The sequence below is a fragment of the Escherichia sp. MOD1-EC6842 genome, assembly GCF_002965705.1.
Classification (GTDB): Bacteria; Pseudomonadota; Gammaproteobacteria; order Enterobacterales; family Enterobacteriaceae; genus Escherichia; species Escherichia ruysiae.
On record NZ_PTRF01000006.1, the window covers coordinates 67,937 to 90,627 of the forward strand.

23 protein-coding genes are annotated in these 22,691 nt (G+C 48.8%); 15 read left to right on the plus strand and 8 right to left on the minus strand.

Annotation, left to right across the window (positions count from 1 at the left end; all coding sequences use genetic code 11):
- Positions 1-17: 17 nt before the first annotated feature.
- From A7Z29_RS09190 to panC, 9 genes are all read left to right on the plus strand, one after another.
- Positions 18-596 (plus strand): fimbrial protein, encoded by a 579-nt coding sequence (locus A7Z29_RS09190; protein ID WP_001035567.1) that lies wholly within the window; start codon positions 18-20, stop codon positions 594-596.
- An 86-nt stretch (positions 597-682) separates the two neighbouring features.
- Positions 683-1,411 carry a fimbrial chaperone gene (locus A7Z29_RS09195; RefSeq protein ID WP_001167881.1) on the plus strand — a complete coding sequence of 243 codons (729 nt, stop codon included), beginning with the start codon at positions 683-685 and terminating at the stop codon, positions 1,409-1,411.
- Positions 1,412-1,425: 14 nt separating this feature from the next.
- Complete coding sequence (locus A7Z29_RS09200) at positions 1,426-4,050, plus strand: outer membrane usher protein (protein ID WP_459251558.1); 2,625 nt, start codon at positions 1,426-1,428, stop codon at positions 4,048-4,050.
- Between the two features lie 22 nt (positions 4,051-4,072).
- Positions 4,073-4,633 carry a fimbrial protein gene (locus A7Z29_RS09205; protein WP_024165102.1) on the plus strand — a complete coding sequence of 187 codons (561 nt, stop codon included), beginning with the start codon at positions 4,073-4,075 and terminating at the stop codon, positions 4,631-4,633.
- Positions 4,634-4,645: 12 nt separating this feature from the next.
- Complete coding sequence (locus tag A7Z29_RS09210; RefSeq protein ID WP_000832274.1) at positions 4,646-5,230, plus strand: fimbrial protein; 585 nt, start codon at positions 4,646-4,648, stop codon at positions 5,228-5,230.
- A gap of 31 nt (positions 5,231-5,261) precedes the next feature.
- Positions 5,262-5,840, plus strand: a complete 579-nt coding sequence (locus tag A7Z29_RS09215) for a fimbrial-like protein (protein ID WP_105290122.1) — start codon at positions 5,262-5,264, stop codon at positions 5,838-5,840.
- 196 nt (positions 5,841-6,036) lie between these two features.
- Positions 6,037-7,248, plus strand: a complete 1,212-nt coding sequence (locus tag A7Z29_RS09220; protein WP_105290123.1) for a fimbrial-like adhesin — start codon at positions 6,037-6,039, stop codon at positions 7,246-7,248.
- 112 nt (positions 7,249-7,360) lie between these two features.
- Entirely contained in the window at positions 7,361-8,152 is a 792-nt protein-coding gene (panB, locus tag A7Z29_RS09225; protein WP_105290124.1) for a 3-methyl-2-oxobutanoate hydroxymethyltransferase, read from the plus strand.
- 11 nt (positions 8,153-8,163) lie between these two features.
- Positions 8,164-9,015: a pantoate--beta-alanine ligase gene (gene panC / locus A7Z29_RS09230; protein WP_032224453.1), complete on the plus strand. Its 852-nt coding sequence runs from the start codon at positions 8,164-8,166 to the stop codon at positions 9,013-9,015.
- Positions 9,016-9,109: 94 nt separating this feature from the next.
- Here the strand turns inward: panC and A7Z29_RS09235 are convergent, their stop codons facing one another.
- On the minus strand, positions 9,110-10,000 hold the full coding sequence (locus A7Z29_RS09235) for an Rpn family recombination-promoting nuclease/putative transposase (RefSeq protein ID WP_105290125.1): 891 nt from the start codon (positions 9,998-10,000) through the stop codon (positions 9,110-9,112).
- Positions 10,001-10,273: 273 nt separating this feature from the next.
- Here A7Z29_RS09235 and panD point away from each other — a divergent pair, with 273 nt between their 5' ends.
- Positions 10,274-10,654 (plus strand): aspartate 1-decarboxylase, encoded by a 381-nt coding sequence (gene panD / locus A7Z29_RS09250; RefSeq protein WP_000621508.1) that lies wholly within the window; start codon positions 10,274-10,276, stop codon positions 10,652-10,654.
- A gap of 3 nt (positions 10,655-10,657) precedes the next feature.
- Here panD and A7Z29_RS09255 read toward each other — a convergent pair whose 3' ends face one another.
- The 4 genes from A7Z29_RS09255 to A7Z29_RS09270 all read right to left on the minus strand — a co-directional run bounded on the left by A7Z29_RS09255 (position 10,658) and on the right by A7Z29_RS09270 (position 14,179).
- Positions 10,658-11,884: a polysaccharide deacetylase family protein gene (locus A7Z29_RS09255; protein WP_085460331.1), complete on the minus strand. Its 1,227-nt coding sequence runs from the start codon at positions 11,882-11,884 to the stop codon at positions 10,658-10,660.
- A 56-nt stretch (positions 11,885-11,940) separates the two neighbouring features.
- The gene (locus tag A7Z29_RS09260; RefSeq protein WP_000901973.1) at positions 11,941-12,381 is read right to left on the minus strand and encodes a PTS sugar transporter subunit IIA; all 441 of its coding nucleotides are present in this window, start codon (positions 12,379-12,381) and stop codon (positions 11,941-11,943) included.
- 104 nt (positions 12,382-12,485) lie between these two features.
- Positions 12,486-13,256, minus strand: coding sequence for an ABC transporter permease (locus A7Z29_RS09265; RefSeq protein ID WP_000972201.1), 771 nt, complete (start codon positions 13,254-13,256; stop codon positions 12,486-12,488).
- Positions 13,253-14,179: an ABC transporter ATP-binding protein gene (locus A7Z29_RS09270; protein ID WP_000150637.1), complete on the minus strand. Its 927-nt coding sequence runs from the start codon at positions 14,177-14,179 to the stop codon at positions 13,253-13,255. Before A7Z29_RS09270 ends, A7Z29_RS09265 begins: the two co-directional genes overlap by 4 nt.
- A gap of 108 nt (positions 14,180-14,287) precedes the next feature.
- Between A7Z29_RS09270 and can the strand changes: the two genes are divergently transcribed.
- Positions 14,288-14,950 carry a carbonate dehydratase gene (gene can / locus A7Z29_RS09275; RefSeq protein WP_000651596.1) on the plus strand — a complete coding sequence of 221 codons (663 nt, stop codon included), beginning with the start codon at positions 14,288-14,290 and terminating at the stop codon, positions 14,948-14,950.
- 40 nt (positions 14,951-14,990) lie between these two features.
- Here can and hpt read toward each other — a convergent pair whose 3' ends face one another.
- On the minus strand, positions 14,991-15,527 hold the full coding sequence (gene hpt / locus A7Z29_RS09280) for a hypoxanthine phosphoribosyltransferase (protein ID WP_000683335.1): 537 nt from the start codon (positions 15,525-15,527) through the stop codon (positions 14,991-14,993).
- A 205-nt stretch (positions 15,528-15,732) separates the two neighbouring features.
- Between hpt and gcd the strand changes: the two genes are divergently transcribed.
- On the plus strand, positions 15,733-18,123 hold the full coding sequence (gcd, locus tag A7Z29_RS09285; RefSeq protein ID WP_105280303.1) for a quinoprotein glucose dehydrogenase: 2,391 nt from the start codon (positions 15,733-15,735) through the stop codon (positions 18,121-18,123).
- Positions 18,124-18,303: 180 nt separating this feature from the next.
- On the opposite strand, the gene cueO is transcribed toward gcd, so the two are convergent.
- A complete protein-coding gene (gene cueO, locus A7Z29_RS09290) occupies positions 18,304-19,854 on the minus strand; it encodes a multicopper oxidase CueO (RefSeq protein ID WP_105290127.1) in 1,551 nt (516 codons plus the stop codon).
- A gap of 164 nt (positions 19,855-20,018) precedes the next feature.
- Here cueO and A7Z29_RS09295 point away from each other — a divergent pair, with 164 nt between their 5' ends.
- The 3 genes from A7Z29_RS09295 (at position 20,019) to speD (ending at position 22,148) form a co-directional block, all read left to right on the plus strand.
- Positions 20,019-20,366 (plus strand): YacC family pilotin-like protein, encoded by a 348-nt coding sequence (locus tag A7Z29_RS09295; RefSeq protein WP_000846617.1) that lies wholly within the window; start codon positions 20,019-20,021, stop codon positions 20,364-20,366.
- A 105-nt stretch (positions 20,367-20,471) separates the two neighbouring features.
- On the plus strand, positions 20,472-21,338 hold the full coding sequence (speE, locus tag A7Z29_RS09300; RefSeq protein ID WP_085460329.1) for a polyamine aminopropyltransferase: 867 nt from the start codon (positions 20,472-20,474) through the stop codon (positions 21,336-21,338).
- Positions 21,339-21,353: 15 nt separating this feature from the next.
- On the plus strand, positions 21,354-22,148 hold the full coding sequence (speD, locus tag A7Z29_RS09305; protein WP_000734284.1) for an adenosylmethionine decarboxylase: 795 nt from the start codon (positions 21,354-21,356) through the stop codon (positions 22,146-22,148).
- 37 nt (positions 22,149-22,185) lie between these two features.
- Here speD and yacL read toward each other — a convergent pair whose 3' ends face one another.
- Positions 22,186-22,548 (minus strand): protein YacL, encoded by a 363-nt coding sequence (gene yacL / locus A7Z29_RS09310; RefSeq protein ID WP_010345363.1) that lies wholly within the window; start codon positions 22,546-22,548, stop codon positions 22,186-22,188.
- Positions 22,549-22,691 lie beyond the last annotated feature (143 nt).

Here is a 22,691-nt window from a genome sequence, read left to right on the forward strand (position 1 = left end):
TTTTATGGAGAATTTTAATGAACAAAAAGCTACTTGCCATCGTATTAGCAGCATCTTCCCTTTCAGCCGGTTCAGTAATGGCTGGTGTTGACGGTGGGCAGTTGAATATCGGTGGTTTTGTTACCGCTGGTACTTGTGTAACGACAATAAATGGTGGCGGTAAAGACGTTACGGTTATGCTACAGACTGCACAAATTGCTGATGTCCCGGCAATGAGCAAAACTGCTGCAGGTGGATTCCCGGAAGATATTAATATTAAAGTTGATTGTGCGACAGGTAATGCAACGGCTCAAAACGCAGTCATGAGTTTCAGTTCTATGTACCATAACTCTAACCAGGGTACTTTGAGTAATGACGGCTCAGTTCAGGATCCAGCAGGTAATGTCGATATCGCTCTGCACCATGTAAATAATACTGGAGCACTGAATCTGGTCGAAGTGAATAACCCGAGCAACCAGATCACTGAAGCATTCGACACCACCACTCATGTTGCGAACTTCCATTTAAAAGCATCTTATGTGAAGTCTGATGCTAATGCCACCGTGACCTCTGGTCATGTGAAAACTAACAGCACCTATACCTTAACTTACAATTAATTTTTATTGGAGTTGAATTAATTGTATTAAGAGGCTGTGCTTGCAGCCTCTTATTTATGATTTTGCTTTTTTCAAGGAGAGAAGAGATGCAGATTTATCAGAAAATTATTCCGCTATTACTTGCAAGTACTTTATCTGTTTTCGCATCAGTTGCGCAGGCTGATATTGTCATTAACGGAACACGTGTTATTTATAAAGAAAAAGACAAGAATGTCACTATGCGCCTGGAAAATAAAGGCTCGCGCCCATTACTGGTCCAGTCATGGCTGGATACGGGTGACGATAATGCCGATCCGGCGACCATTAAAGTTCCGTTTAACGCTACCCCTCCGGTTTCACGCATCGACCCGAAACGCGGTCAGACAGTGACAATCACCTATACGAATAGCCAGACGTTACCAAAAGATCGCGAAAGTGTCTTTTGGTTTAATGTGCTGGAAGTACCGCCTAAAGTAAAAGATAAAGAAGCTGAAAATAAAAATCTTCTGCAACTGGCTTTCCGTACGCGCATTAAATTATTTTACCGACCGGAGGGGTTAAGTGGTGATCCGTTTACGGCGCCATCCCAATTAAAATGGCAATGGAGCGGTAATAAAATCAAAGTAACTAACCCTACTCCATACTATGTCTCATTTTCAGCCGTTGATGTTGTATCAGGCACAAAGTCTTATGTTGTAAATACTTCTATGATAGCTCCAAATAGCAATAGCGATTTTAGTGTGCAAGGGCTGCAAACATCTATAGGCGGCGCAAAATTACGCTATTCAGCAATTAGTGATTATGGCAGTGAAATTAAAGGTGAAAGCAATCTTTAAACCTGATTTTATTGATGAATTTTTTGCGATGCGAGTATAAAAAAAAGATGGCTCATTGTAAATTAACAAGGATCGCTATTATCTTCTCCTGCATTTATGCCCAAAGCACGAATGCAACAGAGACGATTGAGTACGACCCAAGCTTTCTCATGGGCTCTTCCGCCAGAGGAATAGACTTATCGCGCTATTCTGATGGCAACCCGGCAATGCCTGGAAATTATGACGTAAAGGTTTACGTCAATAATATTTCCGCCAGCAGCCTGAACATCGAAATGATTGATGTGGGCAAGAGAAACGCCGAAGCCTGTATTTCGCGAAAAATACTGAGTCAGCTTCATATAAAACAACCTGATCTCCGGGACGGAGAAGCAGTATTACAAAAACGCAATGAAAGCGCAGATGATTGCCTTGATATCGCAAAAGCTATTCCACAGTCACAGGTTTATTTCGATACTAACGATCAAAAACTGGAACTGACAGTTCCGCAAGTCTGGATCATGCGTAATTACCAGGGCTATGTTGATCCTTCACTATGGGAGGATGGTATAAATGCAGCCATGCTCTCCTATCGTATGAATGCCTGGCGCAACACGCAGCATAACGACGAAAACCAGACTTTTTATACCGCCTTCAATACCGGTATTAACCTCGGAAACTGGCATCTGAGAAGCAACGGTAACTACAGTTGGCAGCAGGATATTGGCAGCAATCTGGATTTCCAGAACAGCTATCTTCAGCGTGAACTGCCATTTATTCGCTCACAATTAGTGGTCGGGGAAACCTATACAACCGGGGAAACTTTCGACTCCGTTAGTATAAAAGGGGTACGCCTGTATAGCGACGACCGCATGTTGCCACCGTCAATGACCGGATTTGCGCCTGTTATCCGTGGTGTTGCTAACAGCAACGCTAAGGTTACCGTAACACAGGGCGGCTACAAAATTTATGAAGGCACCGTTCCTCCGGGTGAGTTCGCCATCGACGATATTTCCCCTTCCGGCTACGGCAACGACCTGTTAGTCACTATCGAGGAAGCAGATGGTTCGCGTCGCACTTTCTCTCAACCCTTCTCGTCCGTTATTCAGATGCTGCGCCCTGGCGTGGGTCGCTGGGATATCAGCGGCGGGCAGATTGATCGCGACGATCTTCGCGATGATTACAATCTTCTACAAGGTACATGGTATTACGGCATTAACAACACCTTTACTGGCTACACCGGCATTCAACTCACCGATGCTGACTACCAGGCCTTCCTGTTAGGGGTCGGGGTAAACACGTCAATTGGCGCCGTGTCGTTTGATGTGACGCAATCTCAGGCCAGGATATATGAGGACAAGACCTACACAGGGCAGAGCTACCGTGTTTCATGGAACAAAATGTTTAATGAAACCAATACGTCTTTAAATCTTGCCGCTTATCGCTACTCCACCAGCAACTACCTGGGGCTCAATGACGCACTGAATCTACAGGATGATGCCAAACATCTACCCGCCAATGAACGGCAGACGATGAACACGTACCAGCGTCTACGCAACCAGTTTACGATCAGCCTCAACCAACCGTTGAAATTTAAAGAGATAGATTATGGTTCTTTTTATCTGAACGGTAGCTGGACAGATTACTGGGGCGGAAGCAGCAGCCGGAGCTACTACTCAATGGGCTACAGCAAAGGGACGGATTGGGGCTCCTGGAGTGCTTCCATTCAGCGTACCTGGAATGAAGATGGCGAGCAGGATGATAGTTTCTATCTGAGCGTCAGCCTTCCTATCGAAAAATTGTTTGGTGGTAAACGACGTGAAAGTGGCTTCCAGTACGTTGACGCACGAATGAACACCGACTTTAACGGCAGCCACGCTTTCAGCGCCAGCACCAACGGTGCCAGCGGTGATGGTAAATACAGCTACAGCGTGAGTACTGATTACATCATCAATAAAAACAGTACCGATCTGGCTGATATCGGGGGCTACATAAGTTACGAATCTCCCTGGGGAACGTTGTCTGCTTCCGCAAGTGCAGATACTGACAGTAACCGTCAGATGTCATTAAGCACTGACGGCGGTTTTGTTCTGCATCAGGGAGGGGTTACGTTTTCTGGCGACAGCTTCAGCGACAGCGATACATTGGTTCTGGTAAAAGCCCCTGGCGCTGCAGGCGCACGAATAAACTATGGTAACAATACCATCGATCGCTGGGGATATGGCATCTCCTCATCCGCATCGCCTTACAAGGAAAATAACATCAGCCTGGATATTAAAGGGCTGGAAAACGATGTCGAGCTAAAAAGTACCAGTTCCCGCACCGTACCGCGCTACGGTGCTATCACACTGACCAACTTTGAAACTGACCAGGGGCGCTCAGCAATGGTGACCCTACACCGCAATGACGGCCAGCCATTGCCGTTTGCCGCAGATGTCACCGATGAACAAGGTAATGTCCTTGGTTATATCGGCCAGGGTAACCGGGCCTTTATCAGAGGTATAGAAGATAAAGGGGTGTTGCGGGTGAACTGGTTCGATGAGAACAGACAAGCTCAGCATTGCCTTGCTCATTATCAGGTTCCGATGACAGCTACTGAAGAAAGTGGCAACCGGTCCCTGTTGTTGGATAACGTACTGTGTACGGTATCTGTGACTCGCTAAATCCGCAAATTTTGGAAAAGCTATGAGACGGAAAAGTATTCCCTTTGCTTTAGGCGCACTTATGCTAACCGCTCCGGTGTTCGCTGTTGATGTCGATGTAAAGTTCATCGCCACAATCGTACAGCCAACCTGTGATATGTCGGTGATCCCTTATGGCGGTTCAAACATCAGTAATGCAGGAACGAACGCCTATAAGCTAACTATTCCCGATATTCGTCTCGATCAATTGCGTGCTAAAGGTGCCGAGAGCCAGGCAAACTTTACATTGAAGCCTGCTAACTGTAATGGGCTTACAGGACTGAAAACGACAATAAAAGCGGAAAAAACATCTACCGAACAACCCGTGTTAGCCATACCGTCTTCAGCCACTGGCAAGGCCTCAAACATTGGCGTTGCTTTCCGCCGCCAGTCATCATCGGACGATGTCTACTTTGGCTTAAATAATAACACCACCATTGTATGGACGGCCGATGAAATGAGTAAAGGATTAAACTTAAGCGCAGCCATGCGTGAAGTTACGCCAAATACTGGCACGATCGGCCCATTTGATGCCAAAGTCACGTTTAATTTCACCTATGAGTAACGGGGTAATCTAATGAAAAGAGTAAAATTAGCCTGGTGTGTCGCGAGTGTTTTGACCTGCGCTACTCTTGGTATCAACCCGGTGCAAGCGACCGTTGACGCATTAGATTTGACTATTGTTACCAATATCACCGCCGGGACCTGTAAAGTTGAGCTGCAGGACACGGGTAGTGCAAAGATTGACACCGTCAATTTCCAGAACGTCTATATTCCCGAAGTGATCAGCAAAGCAAAGGTGCAAAAATTCCAGTTGGCATTTAGCGGCTGTGATGGTCTGCCACAGAATCAGGCGGTATTTACCCTAAGCCCGGGAAATGGCGCAACTTGTGATGGCAACGGCAATGGGAAAGCATTTGCTAACGCCGCATCGACCAACAAAGCGGAAGCGGTAGCCGTCGAAGTTTGGGACTCTGCGACACCAGACAGTGGTAAGCAAATCGAGTGTAAAGCTAAAAACTCGACCACTGTGAACATGACGAATAATGCCAAAGTGTTTCCGCTTAGCGCACGGTTGGTACGCGACAGTGGCAAAGCAGATACTGACGTCAGAGCCGGTGATTTTAACACCCCTGCGGTGTTTAACATCACTTACCAGTAAATTTTGACGTAGCCAGTGCAAAAGTGATGTTATGAAAAGACATAATTTATTTGCCACTTTAACGATAAACATAGCCTTGATGTGTTCTGCCGCCTATGCGGAGCTTAATGTTGATTTTAATGCTAAAGTTCTCAGCTCAACTTGCAAAATGGAAATCGACAATAACGGTATCATTAATTTAGCCACTGTAGGGCTGGATTATTTCGCCAACAGCACGACAGCGGAACAATATTATACGGGCGGCAAAAACTTCTCCATTCTGTTATCTGGTTGTTCCGGTACAGCATTAACCGGAACAAAACAGTTGCACTTGGACTTTAAACCCAGAACGGGCTCTTTTGCACCTGGCTCATCGCAGATATTCCCAAACGAGGACATCAACGGAGCCAGTAATATCGGAATAGTCATTTTTTCGGTTAATGACAGTAATAATAAGTTTAATGTCTGGTCTCCTGCAGGAGTTTCCCGGTCTGTATACACTATCGACGCCGATAAAATGAATGACTCACGCTGGAATTTTTATACCAGAATGCAAAAAGTCAATAACGCTGCCAGCGTTGGTAGTGGCAAAGTGACAACCAGCGTACTGGTCGATGCATGGTACGAATAACCAGCGTAAGGAAATGGAAAAATCAGGATGGAACCTATGATTTTAACACAATTAGAAATTCTCAATGAGCAGGTGCAATTGACAAGCACAATTTCACTATCGCCTGGACGAACGCCTCAGGTTAGCTATGCCAGCTATTCTTTAGTAAGACAATTTATTATGCACTCATACAACAAACATATTTAAAGGAGTGAATATGAAAACAGCTTCACATATTATTTTTTTTAGTATTCTTTTTTTGTTTAGTTCTGTTTGTTACGCAAAAATTGATTTTATTGTGGGTGCCGGCGCGACTCCACCAGACAGAGATGGTCGCGTAAATTTTATGTATCCTGGAAATAATAGTCTGGTGTTTTATCGCCCGAAATCGTTGGGGCCTACTGGGGTACAATTATACTGGGAGGGGCAGGATACAGCTTCTAATGGTGTTCTTTATTGTACAGCACATAAGAGCGCCTCAGGTGGCCCGATGACGATACGAAATGCAATGGTCGACTCCGGACTCTCTTATGGCGGACATAAATTATTCAAAACATCTGTTACCGGACTTTATTACACATTAAAAATTTCAGCTATATGGTCAGCTTATAATACAAGAGCAGATGTTTCTGAAATATATATCGGGGATACAGAAGCGCAAAAATTTCACTTTGTATTCCATGACGCCGATATGGAAAGAAGATGTAAAGACATGGATAATAACTATCCACAATTTTGGGGATTAGGAGGAATATTCCAGACTTTTACCGTTGAATTTTATACAGATGCCACGTTTGCGCCTACAGCAACCCAAAATATCACATTACTGAGCACAAGTGATTATATTTATCGTTTTAAAGCCGAAGACGCCGGCTCAGCGATCCAGGGATACAGCGGACCTATCTATATCAACTTTAATTTAAGTAATGTAAAACTATCGCTTCCTACATGTTTTTCTTCAGTTGTAACAGGAGATACCGTCCAGAACTCAACTGTCGCATTGGGGAGCTACGAAGTCAGTCAAATTAAAAATGGCGCAACGCCTGTGCCTTTTCAGATAACATTGCAAAACTGTATTCGAGTACAAAATATTGAAACCAAAATGACCTCTGCAAAAATAGGGCAACAGAATAAAAAGTTACTCGCCAATACCCTGCAAGGTAACGGTGCAGCAGAGGGCGTCGGCGTACTTATTGAAGGCTTAAAAAACAGTGTTAATGGAAAAATGGTTCTTGAGCCTAATGTAGGAACGTCTGTTTATAAAGCGTATGAAAGCGAGATTGATTCATCAGGGGGGATTTACCCCGGAAAAGGTCAAGGCACAACACAGCCCCTTGAATTTCAGGCGACATTGAAGCAAGACGGGAATAGTACGATAAAAGCAGGCGATTTCGAAGCCACCGGCAGATTCCAGATTACCTACCCTTGACAAGCCAAACACATCGTCAGGCAACTGACGATGTGACCCACTAAAACGATTGCCCCCCTTAATACGACTGATAGAATGCCAACAGATCTGACATTAGCCATCAGGACACGTTATGAAACCAACTACCATTTCCCTGCTGCAAAAATGTAAACAGGAAAAAAAACGCTTCGCCACCATCACTGCTTACGACTATAGCTTTGCAAAATTGTTTGCCGACGAAGGAATTAACGTCATGCTGGTGGGGGATTCCCTTGGAATGACGGTTCAGGGCCATGACTCCACCCTCCCTGTCACTGTGGAAGATATCGCCTACCACATTGCCGCCGTTCGTCGCGGTGCGCCAAACTGTCTGCTGCTGGCTGACCTGCCATTTATGGCTTATGCCACTCCTGAACAAGCATTTGAAAACGCCGCAACTGTCATGCGCGCGGGTGCGAATATGGTCAAAATCGAAGGCGGTGCCTGGCTGGTAGAAACAGTTCAAATGCTGACCGAACGCGCAGTTCCTGTTTGTGGGCATTTGGGCTTAACGCCACAGTCAGTGAATATTTTCGGTGGTTATAAAGTGCAAGGGCGTGGCGATGCAGGCGACCGTTTACTTAATGACGCCTTAGCCTTAGAAGCCGCTGGGACACAGTTGCTGGTGCTGGAATGCGTACCGGTTGAGCTGGCAAAACGTATTACCGAGGCGCTGGCGATTCCGGTTATCGGTATTGGCGCGGGGAATGTTACCGATGGGCAAATCCTCGTGATGCACGATGCATTCGGCATTACCGGCGGCCACATTCCTAAATTCGCCAAAAATTTCCTTGCCGAAGCGGGCGACATCCGCGCTGCTGTACGGCAGTATATGGCTGAAGTGGAGTCCGGCGCTTATCCGGGCGAAGAACACAGTTTCCATTAAGGAGTCACGTTGTGTTAATTATCGAAACTCTGCCGCTGCTGCGTCAGCAAATCCGCCGCCTGCGTATGGAAGGCAAGCGTGTGGCGCTGGTGCCTACCATGGGTAACCTGCACGATGGTCATATGAAGCTGGTCGATGAAGCGAAAGCCCGCGCCGATGTGGTCGTCGTCAGTATTTTCGTTAACCCGATGCAGTTCGATCGCCCGGAAGATCTGGCTCGCTATCCACGCACCTTGCAGGAAGACTGCGAGAAGCTGAATAAACGTAAAGTGGATCTGGTTTTCGCTCCATCAGTAAAAGAGATCTACCCGAACGGTACAGAAACCCACACCTATGTTGATGTTCCCGGTCTTTCCACCATGCTGGAAGGTGCCAGCCGTCCGGGACATTTTCGCGGCGTTTCGACCATCGTTAGCAAGTTGTTCAACCTTGTTCAGCCGGACATCGCCTGCTTCGGTGAAAAAGATTTTCAGCAACTGGCGCTGATCCGCAAAATGGTTGCCGATATGGGCTTTGATATTGAGATTGTCGGTGTGCCGATTATGCGCGCGAAAGACGGTCTGGCGCTCAGTTCCCGTAATGGTTATCTGACGGCAGAACAACGCAAAATTGCGCCAGGCCTGTACAAGGTTTTAAGTTCGATTGCCGACAAATTGCAGGCTGGAGAGCGGGATCTCGATGAAATTATTGCCATTGCCGGGCAAGAACTGAATGAAAAAGGTTTCCGCGCCGATGATATTCAGATTCGTGATGCTGACACGTTGCTGGAAGTCACTGAAAACAGTAAACGCGCCGTGATTCTGGTAGCCGCCTGGCTTGGCGACGCTCGCCTGATCGACAATAAAATAGTCGAACTGGCGTAATACTTAACTGGCGCTACGGCTGATGGCGCCAGTTATTCATTTGCCCACGTCATGGCGATGACGTCTGTAAGCGATTATTCATATCGCAGGCAATTTAGTTAGAGTTAATTAGCTTATCAATCTCGGCAAGAGGTAAATTTGCCATCTCTGCAACGTCTTCCCGAGACATTCCTTTACTCAGAAGACGATGGGCCATCTTCTCAATTCCCTGCTGAATCCCCTTCTCAATCCCCTTCTCTTCAAACCACTGCGCCAACGTCATCATAGACTCCCCTCCCGATTCCCTGTCTCTCACCACACCGTAAAACAAATCCGCTTGTTCAGTATGACCGCGTTGCAGCATATAGTTTTGCATGGCAACTAACTGACTTCCGCTAGTGTACCCTTCGTCAATCAGCGTGACCAGTTGCTCCAGCAATAACATTAAGTCGCGCTGGCGAATATGTTTTTGCAGCAGTTCGAGAATCGCAATCCGCCGATGTTGCATGATCTCGTCATCCGGCGTGATGGTGATATCCACCAGCGGGAAAGGGTTGTTGTAGACACGTCGCGCCAGTTCCGGTGAGTAAAACATATCAAACCAGCACATTGAGAGCGGGTAAGGCGTGGCCTCGCCCTGATAAAACAGAATCGGCACCACCAGCGGCAGCTTATCGTGGTCAGCCTCCAGATGTCGGTGCATGGCGGCAATAGAGTAGCGCATCATGCGAAAGGCCATTTTTTTGTCCGGCTTGCTTTGATGTTCAATCACGACATACAGATAGCCGGGATTACCCAGCATTTGCACAGAATAGAGCACGTCGGTGCTGTGCCCTTTCAGGCTTTCTTCGATGAAACTCCCCGACTCCAGATGCAGCGTGTTGAGATCGCAGATCTCACGCAATTCCTCAGGCAGGTGTATGTCGAGGAAGTCGCGAGCGGTATCCGCATGCATTAAAAATTGTTTAAACACCGCGTCATGCGGCGTGGTACTTGGTGCGTCCATCTTACCTGCCTTCCGTGTTGTCTTGCGTGAAGGCAGTATCCAGTCAAGGCGCGCAGTCGTCAGCCGCCTCTTTATTGTTTACCGAGTTGCGTTCAGAGAAATTTCAATCGGTTACAGGCGTTGCATGGCGGGCTTCGGCGCGGTACGCAAACTGCTGATGCAAATGCCGTCAGATGAGTAGACACTAAACAAAAATCGGGCAATACTGCGTGAGAATTTTCTCAAAGCAGGCTCCGCCTGCTTCGTTAACGACAGGGTAGAAAGGTAGAAGTTATGATTCGCACGATGCTGCAGGGCAAACTCCACCGCGTGAAAGTGACTCATGCGGACCTGCACTATGAAGGTTCTTGCGCCATTGACCAGGATTTTCTTGACGCAGCCGGTATTCTCGAAAACGAAGCCATTGATATCTGGAATGTCACCAACGGCAAGCGTTTTTCCACCTATGCCATCGCGGCAGAACGCGGTTCGAGAATTATTTCTGTTAACGGCGCTGCGGCTCACTGCGCCAGTGTCGGTGATATTGTGATTATCGCCAGCTTCGTCACTATGCCAGATGCCGAAGCCCGCACCTGGCGCCCCAACGTTGCCTACTTTGAAGGCGACAACGAAATGAAACGTACCGCGAAAGCGATCCCGGTTCAGGTTGCCTGATAATCATCCCTGCGGCTGGTTACTCACTAGCCGCGACATCGTCTCCAGCGAATCCGTTCTTAAGATATAAAGCCGTTTTAGCAACAAGGGATTATCCCCCAGTTTTACTTTACCTTTCATGGTCGTCACCGCCAGATGAAATCCGGCATCATTTGCCGCTTTAACCGCTTTGTCATTAAATCCGCCAAACGGATAAGAAAGATACAATACATGCGGATTAAATTGCGTCAGCGCCCGACGTGAACGTTCAAAATCAAACAAAATATTATGCTCACTGCGGCTAAGTAATATGGGTCGGCGATAACCATCAACCCGATGTAAAAAATGGGTATGTGACTGGAAATCAAAAACATCGCTGACATCATGCAGTTCAGAAATACTCATAAACTGTAATGACTGTGGATTCCATTTTTGTGGATGGCGTTTAATACGCGAGGTAATAATAAATGCCGTCGCCTTCATACCGTATTGTTTCAGAATGGGGTATGCATAACGACTCACCGATTTCAAACCATCATCAAACGTCAGCACAACCGCGCGAGCGGGTAGATTCATCGAATTACGCAGATATCCTTCCAGTTGATACAAGGTCAACGTGGTATATCCCCTGTCACGCAACCAGGTCATCTGGTTATTGAATGCACGTACCGACGTTGTGGTCGACGTATGGCGAAAACGAGTATTCTCTTCATCGCGTAAAATATGATGGTAGGTCAATACAGGAATACCGTTATCCTGCTGCGCATCCAGCGCGCTGATATAGGCCAGACGTTCGCCAATACGAATTTGATACCAGGTTTGATTCAGGCGATCTTTCAATTTACTGATAATGGGATAACGCAAGTTATCGGCCAGCACGCCAAATGGCGCACTGCCTGCATCGGGCGCGTTATATACCGGCGTATCTTTCCAGGTAATAAGATTTTGGTTGCTCAGTGGTTTATTCAGATCACCCAGACCATCTTCAACTTTTTGCCGCCCTTGTACAGGTTCAAGATGACCTTTATCAATATACCCCGTAGCAAAACCAAAATTGAATTCATAATAATCGGCTGTGGTTGGGATGACCGAAATAATCTGCCCGGCACGAATGTTACCGACGGTTACCGTGTTGTCGCCAATTTTTCCCCAGATAGTCGCATCCTGAGTGGTTTGCATATAACGCGTGGGAAGTGCTGCGCTGACAGCAGATGAAACCAGCAGCACCAGGAAAATTATCTTTTTAATCATGAGGAAACTACCAGGCGAGAAACAACGCAGTTAGTGTAGCAAAATCAGAATGCGATTTAATACTCGAACCAATTGTGCTTGAGGACAAAAGGGGGATTCTTTTGTTGCTGATGCCAGAGGCTACTGACTTCAGGTGCTCCTGATGCCACGATATGCTCTCGAAATGCCGCACTGGACATTGTCTCCCGACAGGGGAGCATCTGCTCAATTAACGGTAACGTCACCCCAGAAATGACTTCACAACGAGAATGCTTGTGGCTTAATAACGACGCAACACGATAAGGTGCAGCGCCTGCTATATCGGTTAAAAAAATCACCCCATCGCCAGAATCAGTTTCATGCAGAGCATCGCACATCATGCGGCTAAGCATATTTGAACTTAACCCGCGCCAGAAATTCACTGCCCGGCACTGGATAAGTGCACCATGTTTTTTTTCCAGCGCATCCAGTATCTCTTGCGCCCTATCGTCGTGACAGGTAATAACCCAACCTAACATCGCTTTCCTCCTTAGCCGAAAATCAGTCTACCCTGACCAGTATTGATAAAGGGTGATAGCCGTCAAAACTCCCCTCCCCCGTATCCGGAGGAGAGGAGAGCGACTTAGCTACGCAAGCCGCGCCCACGCTGGATCAGCGACCAGCAGATCAGATAAAACGCAATAATAAAAACAACCAGCACGCCAAAAGTCGTGACCAGCGGCACATCATTAATGCCGAGGAAGCCGTAGCGGAATCCACTGATCATATAAACGATTGGGTTCAGGTGCGACAGTCCCTGCCAGAACGGCGGCAGCAAAGTCAGGGAGTAAAAGACCCCGCCCAAATACGTGAGTGGCGTTAATACAAAGGTTGGCACCAGGCTGATATCATCGAACGTTTTGGCAAACACACCGTTCAGCAAACCCGCAAGGGAGAACAACACCGCCGTGAGCACCAGCGTTAAGGCAACGAATACCCACGAATGCACCTGAAACGGCACAAAGAACAGCGAGATCGCCGTCACCAGAATGCCAACAAACAGCCCGCGCGCCACGCCGCCGCCGACATATCCGGCGATAATCACGTGCGTTGGAACCGGAGCGACCAGCAACTCTTCAATATTACGCTGGAACTTGGCACCAAAAAATGATGAAGCAACGTTGGCGTAGGCATTGGTGATCACCGACATCATGATCAGCCCCGGCACGATGAACTGCATATAGCTGAAGCCATGCATATCACCAATACGCGAACCAATCAGGTTACCGAAGATAATAAAGTAAAGGGTCATGGTGATGACTGGCGGCACCAGCGTCTGCACCCAGATACGCATAAAGCGATGGATCTCTTTCGCCCAGATGCTTTTTAGCGCCACCCAGTAAAGATGCATCATGCGCGATCTCCTTGTTTTTCATTAACCAGTGAAACAAACAGCTCTTCCAGACGGTTAGCTTTGTTACGCATACTTAATACCTGAATGCCCTGCTCACTTAACTGCGTAAATACGCTGTTGATCCCCTGCTCACGCAGCACTTCAACTTCCAGCGTCGCGGTATCGACCAGTCGATACTGATAGCCATCGAGCTTCGGTAACGGGCTTTTCGGTGCGAGATCGAGAATAAAGGTTTCCGATTTCAGCTTCGCCAGCAGCGCCTTCATCGAGGTATTTTCCACCAGCTCACCGTGTTGAATAATGCCGATATTGCGGCACAGCATTTCTGCTTCTTCCAGGTAGTGTGTGGTGAGAATGATGGTGGTGCCTTTGTCGTTTAAATCCTTCAAAAAGCCCCACATTGAGCGGCGAAGTTCAATATCCACGCCTGCGGTCGGTTCATCAAGAATCAGCAATTTAGGTTCATGCATTAACGCACGGGCAATCATTAAACGGCGCTTCATCCCACCAGATAACATACGCGCACGTTCGTTACGCTTTCCCCATAGATCGAGCTGTTTAAGATACTTTTCGCTACGGATGTACGCTTCTTTGCGCTCTACACCGTAGTACCCCGCCTGATTTACCACAATTTGCTGCACGGTTTCAAACGGGTTGAAGTTAAATTCCTGCGGCACCAGCCCCAACTGGCGTTTGGCATTAACGACATCTTTTTCAAGATCGTAACCAAATACGCTGACGCGCCCGGAGGTCTTATTTACCAGCGAGCTGATAATACCGATAGTGGTCGATTTCCCGGCCCCATTCGGTCCCAGAAGCGCATAAAAATCACCCGCCTCGACCTGCAAATCTATTCCACGAAGCGCCTGAACGCCGCCTGGATAGGTTTTTTTAAGCTGTTGAAGTTCCAGTGCAATGGTCATAAATTTTTACTTACCTTACGTTCTTACACTTTATCTGTGGTTTAAATCGTCCCGGAGTTGCCCTATATTAGCCAAACGTAATTATTTGGTTACAGGTCGTTAACCTCCATGAAAGACATAGATACACTCATCAGCAATAATGCACTATGGTCAAAAATGCTGGTGGAAGAGGATCCCGGGTTTTTTGAGAAACTGGCACAAGCGCAAAAACCGCGCTTTCTATGGATTGGATGTTCCGACAGTCGCGTTCCTGCAGAACGTTTAACCGGTCTTGAGCCGGGCGAACTCTTTGTTCACCGTAATGTTGCTAACCTGGTCATTCACACCGATCTAAACTGCCTCTCCGTGGTTCAGTATGCAGTGGATGTTCTCGAAGTTGAACATATTATTATCTGTGGCCACTATGGTTGCGGCGGCGTGCAAGCTGCTGTTGAAAACCCGGAACTGGGGCTTATCAACAACTGGCTGCTGCACATCCGCGATATCTGGTTCAAACATAGCTCATTGCTCGGCGAAATGCCGCCAGAGCGTCGTCTGGATACCCTGTGCGAACTGAACGTAATGGAACAGGTATATAACCTGGGTCACTCCACCATTATGCAATCAGCGTGGAAACGCGGGCAGAAAGTCACCATTCACGGCTGGGCTTACGGCATTCACGACGGCTTACTGCGTGACCTGGATGTCACAGCCACCAACCGCGAAACCCTGGAGCAACGTTACCGTCACGGGATTTCCAACCTCAAGCTGAAGCACATCAATCACAAATAAATTCGCCATGCCGGATGCAACACATCCGGCAAATCCGCACTTATTCGTCCAGCAGAATCACTTTGCCGATATACGGCAGATGGCGGTAACGCTGTGCGTAATCAATGCCGTAACCCACCACAAACTCATCCGGGATCGAGAAACCGATAAATTCTACCGGCACGTTCACTTCACGGCGGGACGGTTTATCCAGCAGCGTACAAATCGCCAGCGACTTCGGTTCGCGCAGGCTTAAGATTTCACGCACTTTCGACAGTGTATTACCCGAGTCGATGATATCTTCAACAATCAGCACGTCCTTGCCACGGATATCTTCATCCAGATCTTTGAGGATTTTCACATCACGGGTGGTGGACATGCCGCTACCGTAGCTGGAGGCGGTCATAAAGTCGACTTCATGAGATACCTGAACTTCACGGCACAGGTCCGCCATAAACATAAATGAGCCACGCAGCAGGCCTACCAGCACCATATCGCTGCCGCTGTCTTTGTAACGCTCAGTAATCTGACGACCCAGTTCGGCGATACGCGCTTTAATCTCCGCTTCGGGGATCATTACTTCTACAGTATGTTTCATATCTCTAACCATATGATTTAAAAACAAATCACTTCGCACGGGCTAGCTTCGGCACCGCAGCAAAGCGCAAGACACGCAGTATACCAGTAAAACTATTCATTGGCGGAATCTGTTAATAAAGCTCAAATTGTGATGACGATCACACATGTTAAAACCTATAATTAATTGCTACTAAAATATTAATGAATTGAAATGGTGTCTCTTTATGGCAATTAACAATACCGGCTCGCGACGATTACTCGTCACGCTAACAGCCCTTTTTGCAGCTCTTTGCGGGCTGTATCTTCTCATTGGTGGAGGCTGGCTGGTCGCGATTGGCGGCTCCTGGTACTACCCTATTGCAGGCCTTGTGATGCTCGGCGTCGCCTGGATGCTGTGGCGCAGTAAACGCGCCGCGCTTTGGCTATACGCGGCTCTGCTGCTCGGCACTATGATTTGGGGCGTCTGGGAAGTCGGTTTCGACTTCTGGGCGCTGACTCCGCGCAGCGACATTCTGGTCTTCTTCGGCATCTGGCTGATCCTGCCGTTTGTCTGGCGTCGCCTGGTCATTCCTGCCAGCGGCGCAGTTGCCGCACTGGTGGTCGCACTGCTGATTAGTGGCGGAATCCTCACCTGGGCCGGATTTAACGATCCGCAGGAAATCAACGGCACCTTAAGCGCCGATGCCACGCCAGCAGAAGCCATCTCCCCCGTTGCCGATCAGGACTGGCCTGCCTATGGCCGCAATCAGGAAGGCCAACGCTTTTCGCCTCTGAAGCAAATTAACGCCGATAACGTCCACAACCTGAAAGAAGCCTGGGTATTTCGCACGGGTGATGTGAAACAGCCGAACGATCCGGGCGAAATCACCAATGAAGTGACGCCAATTAAAGTGGGCGACACCCTTTACCTGTGTACCGCTCACCAGCGACTGTTTGCGCTTGATGCCGCCAGCGGCAAAGAGAAATGGCATTACGATCCTGAGCTGAAAACCAACGAGTCTTTCCAGCACGTAACCTGCCGTGGCGTCTCTTATCATGAAGCCAAAGCAGAAACGGCTTCGCCGGAAGTGATGGCGGATTGCCCGCGACGTATCATTCTTCCGGTCAATGATGGTCGACTGATTGCGATTAACGCCGAAAACGGCAAGCTGTGCGAAACCTTCGCCAATAAAGGCGTGCTCAATCTGCAAAGCAATATGCCGGACACCAAACCGGGTCTGTATGAACCGACTTCGCCACCGATTATTACCGATAAAACCATCGTGATGGCCGGTTCGGTCACCGATAACTTCTCAACCCGCGAAACGTCTGGCGTGATCCGTGGTTTTGATGTCAACACCGGGAAGCTGCTGTGGGCCTTTGATCCGGGCGCGAAAGATCCGAACGCGATCCCGTCTGACGAACACACCTTTACCTTTAACTCGCCAAACTCGTGGGCACCTGCGGCCTATGACGCGAAGCTGGATCTGGTGTATCTGCCGATGGGCGTGACCACACCAGATATCTGGGGCGGTAACCGCACACCGGAACAGGAACGTTATGCCAGCTCGATTCTGGCGCTGAATGCCACTACCGGGAAACTGGCGTGGAGTTACCAGACCGTTCACCATGACCTGTGGGATATGGATCTTCCGGCACAGCCGACGCTGGCGGATATCACCGTTAATGGTCAAAAGGTTCCGGTCATTTACGCTCCGGCGAAAACCGGCAACATTTTTGTGCTCGATCGTCGTAATGGTGAACTGGTGGTTCCTGCCCCGGAAAAACCAGTGCCACAAGGCGCAGCGAAAGGCGATTACGTTACCCCTACTCAACCGTTCTCTGAGCTGAGCTTCCGTCCGACAAAAGATCTAAGCGGTGCGGATATGTGGGGTGCCACCATGTTTGACCAACTGGTGTGCCGCGTGATGTTCCACCAGATGCGCTATGAAGGCATTTTCACCCCACCATCTGAACAGGGTACGCTGGTCTTCCCGGGTAACCTGGGGATGTTCGAATGGGGCGGGATTTCCGTTGATCCGAATCGTGAAGTGGCAATTGCCAACCCAATGGCGCTGCCGTTTGTTTCGAAACTGATCCCACGCGGTCCTGGCAACCCGATGGAACAGCCGAAAGATGCCAAAGGCACGGGTACGGAATCCGGTATTCAGCCGCAGTACGGCGTGCCGTATGGCGTCACGCTTAACCCGTTCCTTTCACCGTTTGGTCTGCCGTGTAAACAACCAGCATGGGGTTATATCTCGGCGCTGGATCTGAAAACCAATGAAGTGGTGTGGAAGAAACGTATTGGTACGCCGCAGGACAGTATGCCGTTCCCGATGCCCGTTCCGGTGCCGTTCAATATGGGTATGCCGATGCTGGGCGGGCCAATCTCCACGGCGGGTAACGTGCTGTTTATTGCCGCTACGGCAGATAACTACCTGCGCGCTTACAACATGAGCAACGGTGAAAAACTGTGGCAGGGTCGTCTACCAGCGGGCGGTCAGGCAACACCGATGACCTATGAAGTGAATGGTAAGCAGTATGTGGTGATCTCCGCAGGCGGTCACGGTTCATTTGGTACGAAGATGGGCGACTATATTGTGGCTTATGCGCTGCCGGATGATGTGAAGTAAGATTCGCTCAGATTACTGACAAAGTGCGCTTTGTTCATGCCGGATGCGGCGTAAACGCCTTATTCGGCCTACAAAATCGTATGGTGCGTAGGCCTGATAAGCGTAGCGCATCAGGCAATTTTGCGTTTGTCATCAGTTTAAAGCCCGGAGAGATCCGGGCATATTTCCGAATACGTATTTTTATACCGTAAACCCTAACATCATCCCCGTATCTTCATGCTCCAACAGATGGCAGTGCGCCATATAAGCGTGTTCTTTCGGGGCATTGTGATTAAACTTCACCAGCACTTCGCTGACATTACCTTCTACTTTAACGGTATCTTTCCAGCCTGCGCGATGCGGCGCTGGCGGTTTGCCATTTTCTGACAAGATACGGAACTGCGTGCCGTGAATATGGAACGGATGCAGCATCATGTCACCCACGCCAGAAATAACCCAACGTTCGTACTGTCCTTTCGCCGCCGCAAACATCGGCTTGTTCATATCAAACGCCTGACCGTTGATTTTATTGGCATGGTGGAAATCGAACTTCCCGCCGTGGTTCATATGATTCATATTGCCGTGCCTCATATGCCCCATCATCTGGCTGTGATCCATCCCGGCCATCGCCTGATCGCCATATTTCTCCATCAGCATCTGCATACCCATCATATCGAGCATCGGATCCATAGAGAGTTGCAGCTTGCGTACCGTTAATCCGTCCAGCGAAGGTAAAGCAGGCAGGCTACTTAACGTGTCTGGCAAAGCACCAGAAGCACTAATGGCAATCGGCTGAATACGCATTACCGGATGCGGCTTATCAAACGGCGCAATCGCCATTCCCATCTGGCTGACCGGTAGCGTCACCAGATCAAACGGTTTGTTGTCGTTAACCTCCACCAGCACTTCAAAACGCTCGCCCATCAGCACCGGAAGCTCACTCACCTTCACCGGTTCAGGCAGCAGACCACCATCGCTGGCAATCACATACAGCGGGCGATTGTCGCTGGTGGCGAAATTGAGCGAGCGGGCATTACAGCCATTAAGCAAACGCAGGCGCAGCCAGCCACGCGGTGCAGCGTGTTGCGGGTACATAGCGCCGTTGGTCAGCAGCGTATCGCCAAACCAGCCCACGGCGGCGGTCATCACATCCAGTTGATAATCAATCTGCCCGTCGGCGTTAAATTTTTTATCCTGAACGATCACCGGGACATCATCGATACCCCACTGTTTCGGCAGCATTAATTTCAGGATCTCGTCATCTTCAATCACCACCAGTCCTGCCAGCCCCATCGCCACCTGACGCCCGGTTTTGCCGTGTTGATGCGGATGGAACCAGCAAGTGGCGGCAGGTTGATCAACGTTCAGCGTCACCGTGCGTTTACCGCCAGGCGGAATAATCCCCTGCGGGCCGCCGTCCACTTCACCCGGCACTTCCAGCCCGTGCCAGTGCAACGTCGTCTCTTCCGCCAGTTGGTTATAGATATCAACCGTTACCGCTTTGCCGCGCTGTAATTTCACCGCCGGCCCCAGCAGATTGCCGTTGTAACCCCAGGTGGTCGCCGTTTTCCCGGCAAAGCTGGACTGGCCTTCACCAATAGTTAACTGAATACGATTACGGGCATCGGTCGTGAGCAAATCAGGGATCGGTAACGTTGGACGATCCGCCGCAAATACTGCGCGGCTCCACAGTGGCAAAGCCGAAGCCACGCCCAGCGCGACGGAATATTTTAAGAAATCACGACGTTGCATAGTTATTTCCTTATTCTTAAGCAGGCGAAACAAAATCAAACGTTGAGCATAGTCCTTCCCCTTACAGGAAGGTCAAGCCACAGACACAATTTAATCCACAATAATGGTCGTCGCCTCGCTCGCAGTGTGCTAACGTTTATCATCTTTAAGTCCTGGTAGAAGCAATGAAGACGTTTTTCAGAACAGTATTATTCGGCAGCCTGATGGCTGTATGCGCAAACAGTTACGCGCTCAGCGAGTCTGAAGCCGAAGATATGGCCGATTTAACGGCAGTGTTTGTTTTTCTGAAGAACGATTGCGGTTACCAGAACTTACCTAACGGGCAAATTCGTCGCGCACTGGTCTTTTTCGCCCAGCAAAACCAGTGGGATCTCAGCAATTACGACACCTTCGATATGAAATCTCTCGGTGAAGATAGCTATCGCGATCTCAGCGGTATTGGCATTCCCGTCGCTAAAAAGTGCAAAGCCCTGGCTCGCGATTCCTTAAGCCTGCTTGCCTACGTCAAATAATCCCTGATACCTTTTTGTAGAAATATTGACCGTGCATCTGCGGTCAATGTTAGCTATTATGTTGCGCCCTTTTTTTACGGGTGTTAACAAAGGAGGTATCAACCCATGGCCGAAAAAAAACGGTGGCATGAAACGCTACACGACCAGTTTGGGCAGTACTTTGCGGTAGATAACGTTCTGTATCATGAAAAGACCGATCACCAGGATCTGATCATTTTTGAGAACGCTGCATTTGGTCGCGTAATGGCGCTGGATGGCGTAGTACAAACCACCGAGCGCGACGAGTTTATCTATCATGAGATGATGACCCACGTTCCTCTACTGGCTCACGGTCACGCGAAACATGTGCTGATCATCGGCGGCGGCGACGGTGCCATGCTGCGTGAAGTGACCCGACATAAAAACGTTGAGTCAATCACGATGGTGGAAATCGATGCGGGTGTCGTGTCGTTCTGCCGTCAGTATCTGCCCAACCATAATGCCGGTAGCTACGATGATCTACGCTTTAAACTGGTGATCGATGATGGTGTCAATTTCGTTAATCAAACCAGCCAGACCTTCGACGTAATTATCTCCGACTGCACCGATCCTATCGGTCCCGGCGAAAGCCTGTTTACCTCAGCATTTTATGAAGGTTGCAAACGTTGCCTGAATCCTGGCGGTATTTTCGTCGCGCAGAACGGTGTCTGCTTTTTACAGCAGGAAGAGGCCATCGACAGCCATCGCAAACTCAGCCATTACTTCAGCGACGTTGGCTTTTATCAGGCGGCGATCCCGACCTATTACGGCGGTATCATGACTTTTGCATGGGCGACAGATAACGACGCCTTACGCCATCTCTCAACCGAAATTATTCAGGCGCGTTTTCTCGCCTCTGGCCTGAAATGCCGTTATTACAATCCGGCAGTCCATACAGCAGCTTTTGCCTTACCTCAGTATCTGCAAGACGCACTGGCTTCACAGCCGTCCTAAGGAGAAGATAAGAAATTGAAAAAACTGAAACTGCATGGCTTTAATAATCTGACCAAAAGTCTGAGTTTTTGTATTTACGATATCTGCTACGCCAAAACTGCCGAAGAGCGCGACGGTTATATTGCTTATATCGATGAACTCTATAATGCCAATCGTCTGACCGAAATCCTGTCAGAAACCTGTTCCATTATCGGAGCCAATATTCTTAACATCGCCCGCCAGGATTACGAACCACAGGGTGCCAGCGTCACTATTCTGGTGAGCGAAGAGCCGGTTGATCCGAAACTTATCGACAAAACAGAACACCCCGGCCCGCTGCCAGAAGCCGTGGTTGCCCATCTCGATAAAAGTCATATTTGCGTACATACCTACCCGGAAAGCCATCCTGAAGGCGGTTTATGTACCTTCCGCGCCGACATAGAAGTCTCCACCTGCGGCGTGATTTCCCCGCTGAAGGCGCTGAATTACCTGATCCATCAGCTTGAGTCCGATATCGTAACCATTGATTATCGCGTGCGTGGCTTTACGCGTGACATCAACGGTATGAAGCACTTTATCGACCATGAGATTAATTCGATTCAGAACTTCATGTCCGAGGATATGAAGGCGCTGTATGACATGGTGGATGTAAACGTCTATCAGGAAAATATCTTCCATACCAAGATGTTGCTTAAAGAGTTCGACCTTAAGCACTACATGTTCCACACCAAACCGGAAGATTTAACCGACAGCGAGCGCAAAGAAATTACCGCTGCGCTGTGGAAAGAGATGCGCGAGATTTATTACGGGCGCAATATGCCAGCTGTTTAACGGCTCAGGCGGAGCACAGAGGCTCCGCCTGCTTTATTTACTTCTGCTGTACGAATTTACGGTACGCCGCCACCACCTGAAGAAAATCCTCAACGCCGCACAGCGACAGGCTTTCTTCGTCGTAGTAGTTCATCCCCTCTTCCATTTCATCGCCAGCAAATTCCAGTTGATTGGCGCGAATCATCACCTCTTCGCCGTCCATCCATAGCGTGTACTCATGCCCTGCCCGCTGCCAGGAACGTTCGCTACCTTTGAGCGTGCGCGCGGCGTCTTCCACTTCATCAAGCAAGGCCAGGTTTTCTTTCACCTCTTCATTAAACCAGTGCCCGACCACTTCATGCCCCATGGACATACGCACCTTTACCACTCCGGTAATATCGCGCAGAAATTCGTAATCCATAGTGTGTTCCTCTGCTCCCGGCAATGCGCCGAAATCGCATTGCGCCATTGATGTAATTATCGCAGCCTTACCGGAGAAAAACAGCGGAACGGCGATGGTTTAGAAATAAAAAATGCCCGGGAATCTCATTCACCGGGCATTGT

Bases quoted from the DNA above. Each gene is read 5' to 3' on its own strand.
- A7Z29_RS09270 (WP_000150637.1), bottom strand. From the start codon at position 14,179: ATGACCATTGCACTGGAACTTCAACAGCTTAAAAAAACCTATCCAGGC.
- A7Z29_RS09255 (WP_085460331.1), bottom strand. From the start codon at position 11,884: ATGATTAAAAAGATAATTTTCCTGGTGCTGCTGGTTTCATCTGCTGTC.
- can (WP_000651596.1), top strand. From the start codon at position 14,288: ATGAAAGACATAGATACACTCATCAGCAATAATGCACTATGGTCAAAA.
- hpt (WP_000683335.1), bottom strand. From the start codon at position 15,527: ATGAAACATACTGTAGAAGTAATGATCCCCGAAGCGGAGATTAAAGCG.
- A7Z29_RS09265 (WP_000972201.1), bottom strand. From the start codon at position 13,256: ATGATGCATCTTTACTGGGTGGCGCTAAAAAGCATCTGGGCGAAAGAG.
- speE (WP_085460329.1), top strand. From the start codon at position 20,472: ATGGCCGAAAAAAAACGGTGGCATGAAACGCTACACGACCAGTTTGGG.
- yacL (WP_010345363.1), bottom strand. From the start codon at position 22,548: ATGGATTACGAATTTCTGCGCGATATTACCGGAGTGGTAAAGGTGCGT.
- A7Z29_RS09220 (WP_105290123.1), top strand. From the start codon at position 6,037: ATGAAAACAGCTTCACATATTATTTTTTTTAGTATTCTTTTTTTGTTT.
- cueO (WP_105290127.1), bottom strand. From the start codon at position 19,854: ATGCAACGTCGTGATTTCTTAAAATATTCCGTCGCGCTGGGCGTGGCT.
- A7Z29_RS09295 (WP_000846617.1), top strand. From the start codon at position 20,019: ATGAAGACGTTTTTCAGAACAGTATTATTCGGCAGCCTGATGGCTGTA.
- A7Z29_RS09215 (WP_105290122.1), top strand. From the start codon at position 5,262: ATGAAAAGACATAATTTATTTGCCACTTTAACGATAAACATAGCCTTG.
- panB (WP_105290124.1), top strand. From the start codon at position 7,361: ATGAAACCAACTACCATTTCCCTGCTGCAAAAATGTAAACAGGAAAAA.
- A7Z29_RS09260 (WP_000901973.1), bottom strand. From the start codon at position 12,381: ATGTTAGGTTGGGTTATTACCTGTCACGACGATAGGGCGCAAGAGATA.
- A7Z29_RS09190 (WP_001035567.1), top strand. From the start codon at position 18: ATGAACAAAAAGCTACTTGCCATCGTATTAGCAGCATCTTCCCTTTCA.
- gcd (WP_105280303.1), top strand. From the start codon at position 15,733: ATGGCAATTAACAATACCGGCTCGCGACGATTACTCGTCACGCTAACA.
- panD (WP_000621508.1), top strand. From the start codon at position 10,274: ATGATTCGCACGATGCTGCAGGGCAAACTCCACCGCGTGAAAGTGACT.
- A7Z29_RS09205 (WP_024165102.1), top strand. From the start codon at position 4,073: ATGAGACGGAAAAGTATTCCCTTTGCTTTAGGCGCACTTATGCTAACC.
- A7Z29_RS09195 (WP_001167881.1), top strand. From the start codon at position 683: ATGCAGATTTATCAGAAAATTATTCCGCTATTACTTGCAAGTACTTTA.
- A7Z29_RS09210 (WP_000832274.1), top strand. From the start codon at position 4,646: ATGAAAAGAGTAAAATTAGCCTGGTGTGTCGCGAGTGTTTTGACCTGC.
- A7Z29_RS09200 (WP_459251558.1), top strand. From the start codon at position 1,426: ATGAATTTTTTGCGATGCGAGTATAAAAAAAAGATGGCTCATTGTAAA.
- A7Z29_RS09235 (WP_105290125.1), bottom strand. From the start codon at position 10,000: ATGGACGCACCAAGTACCACGCCGCATGACGCGGTGTTTAAACAATTT.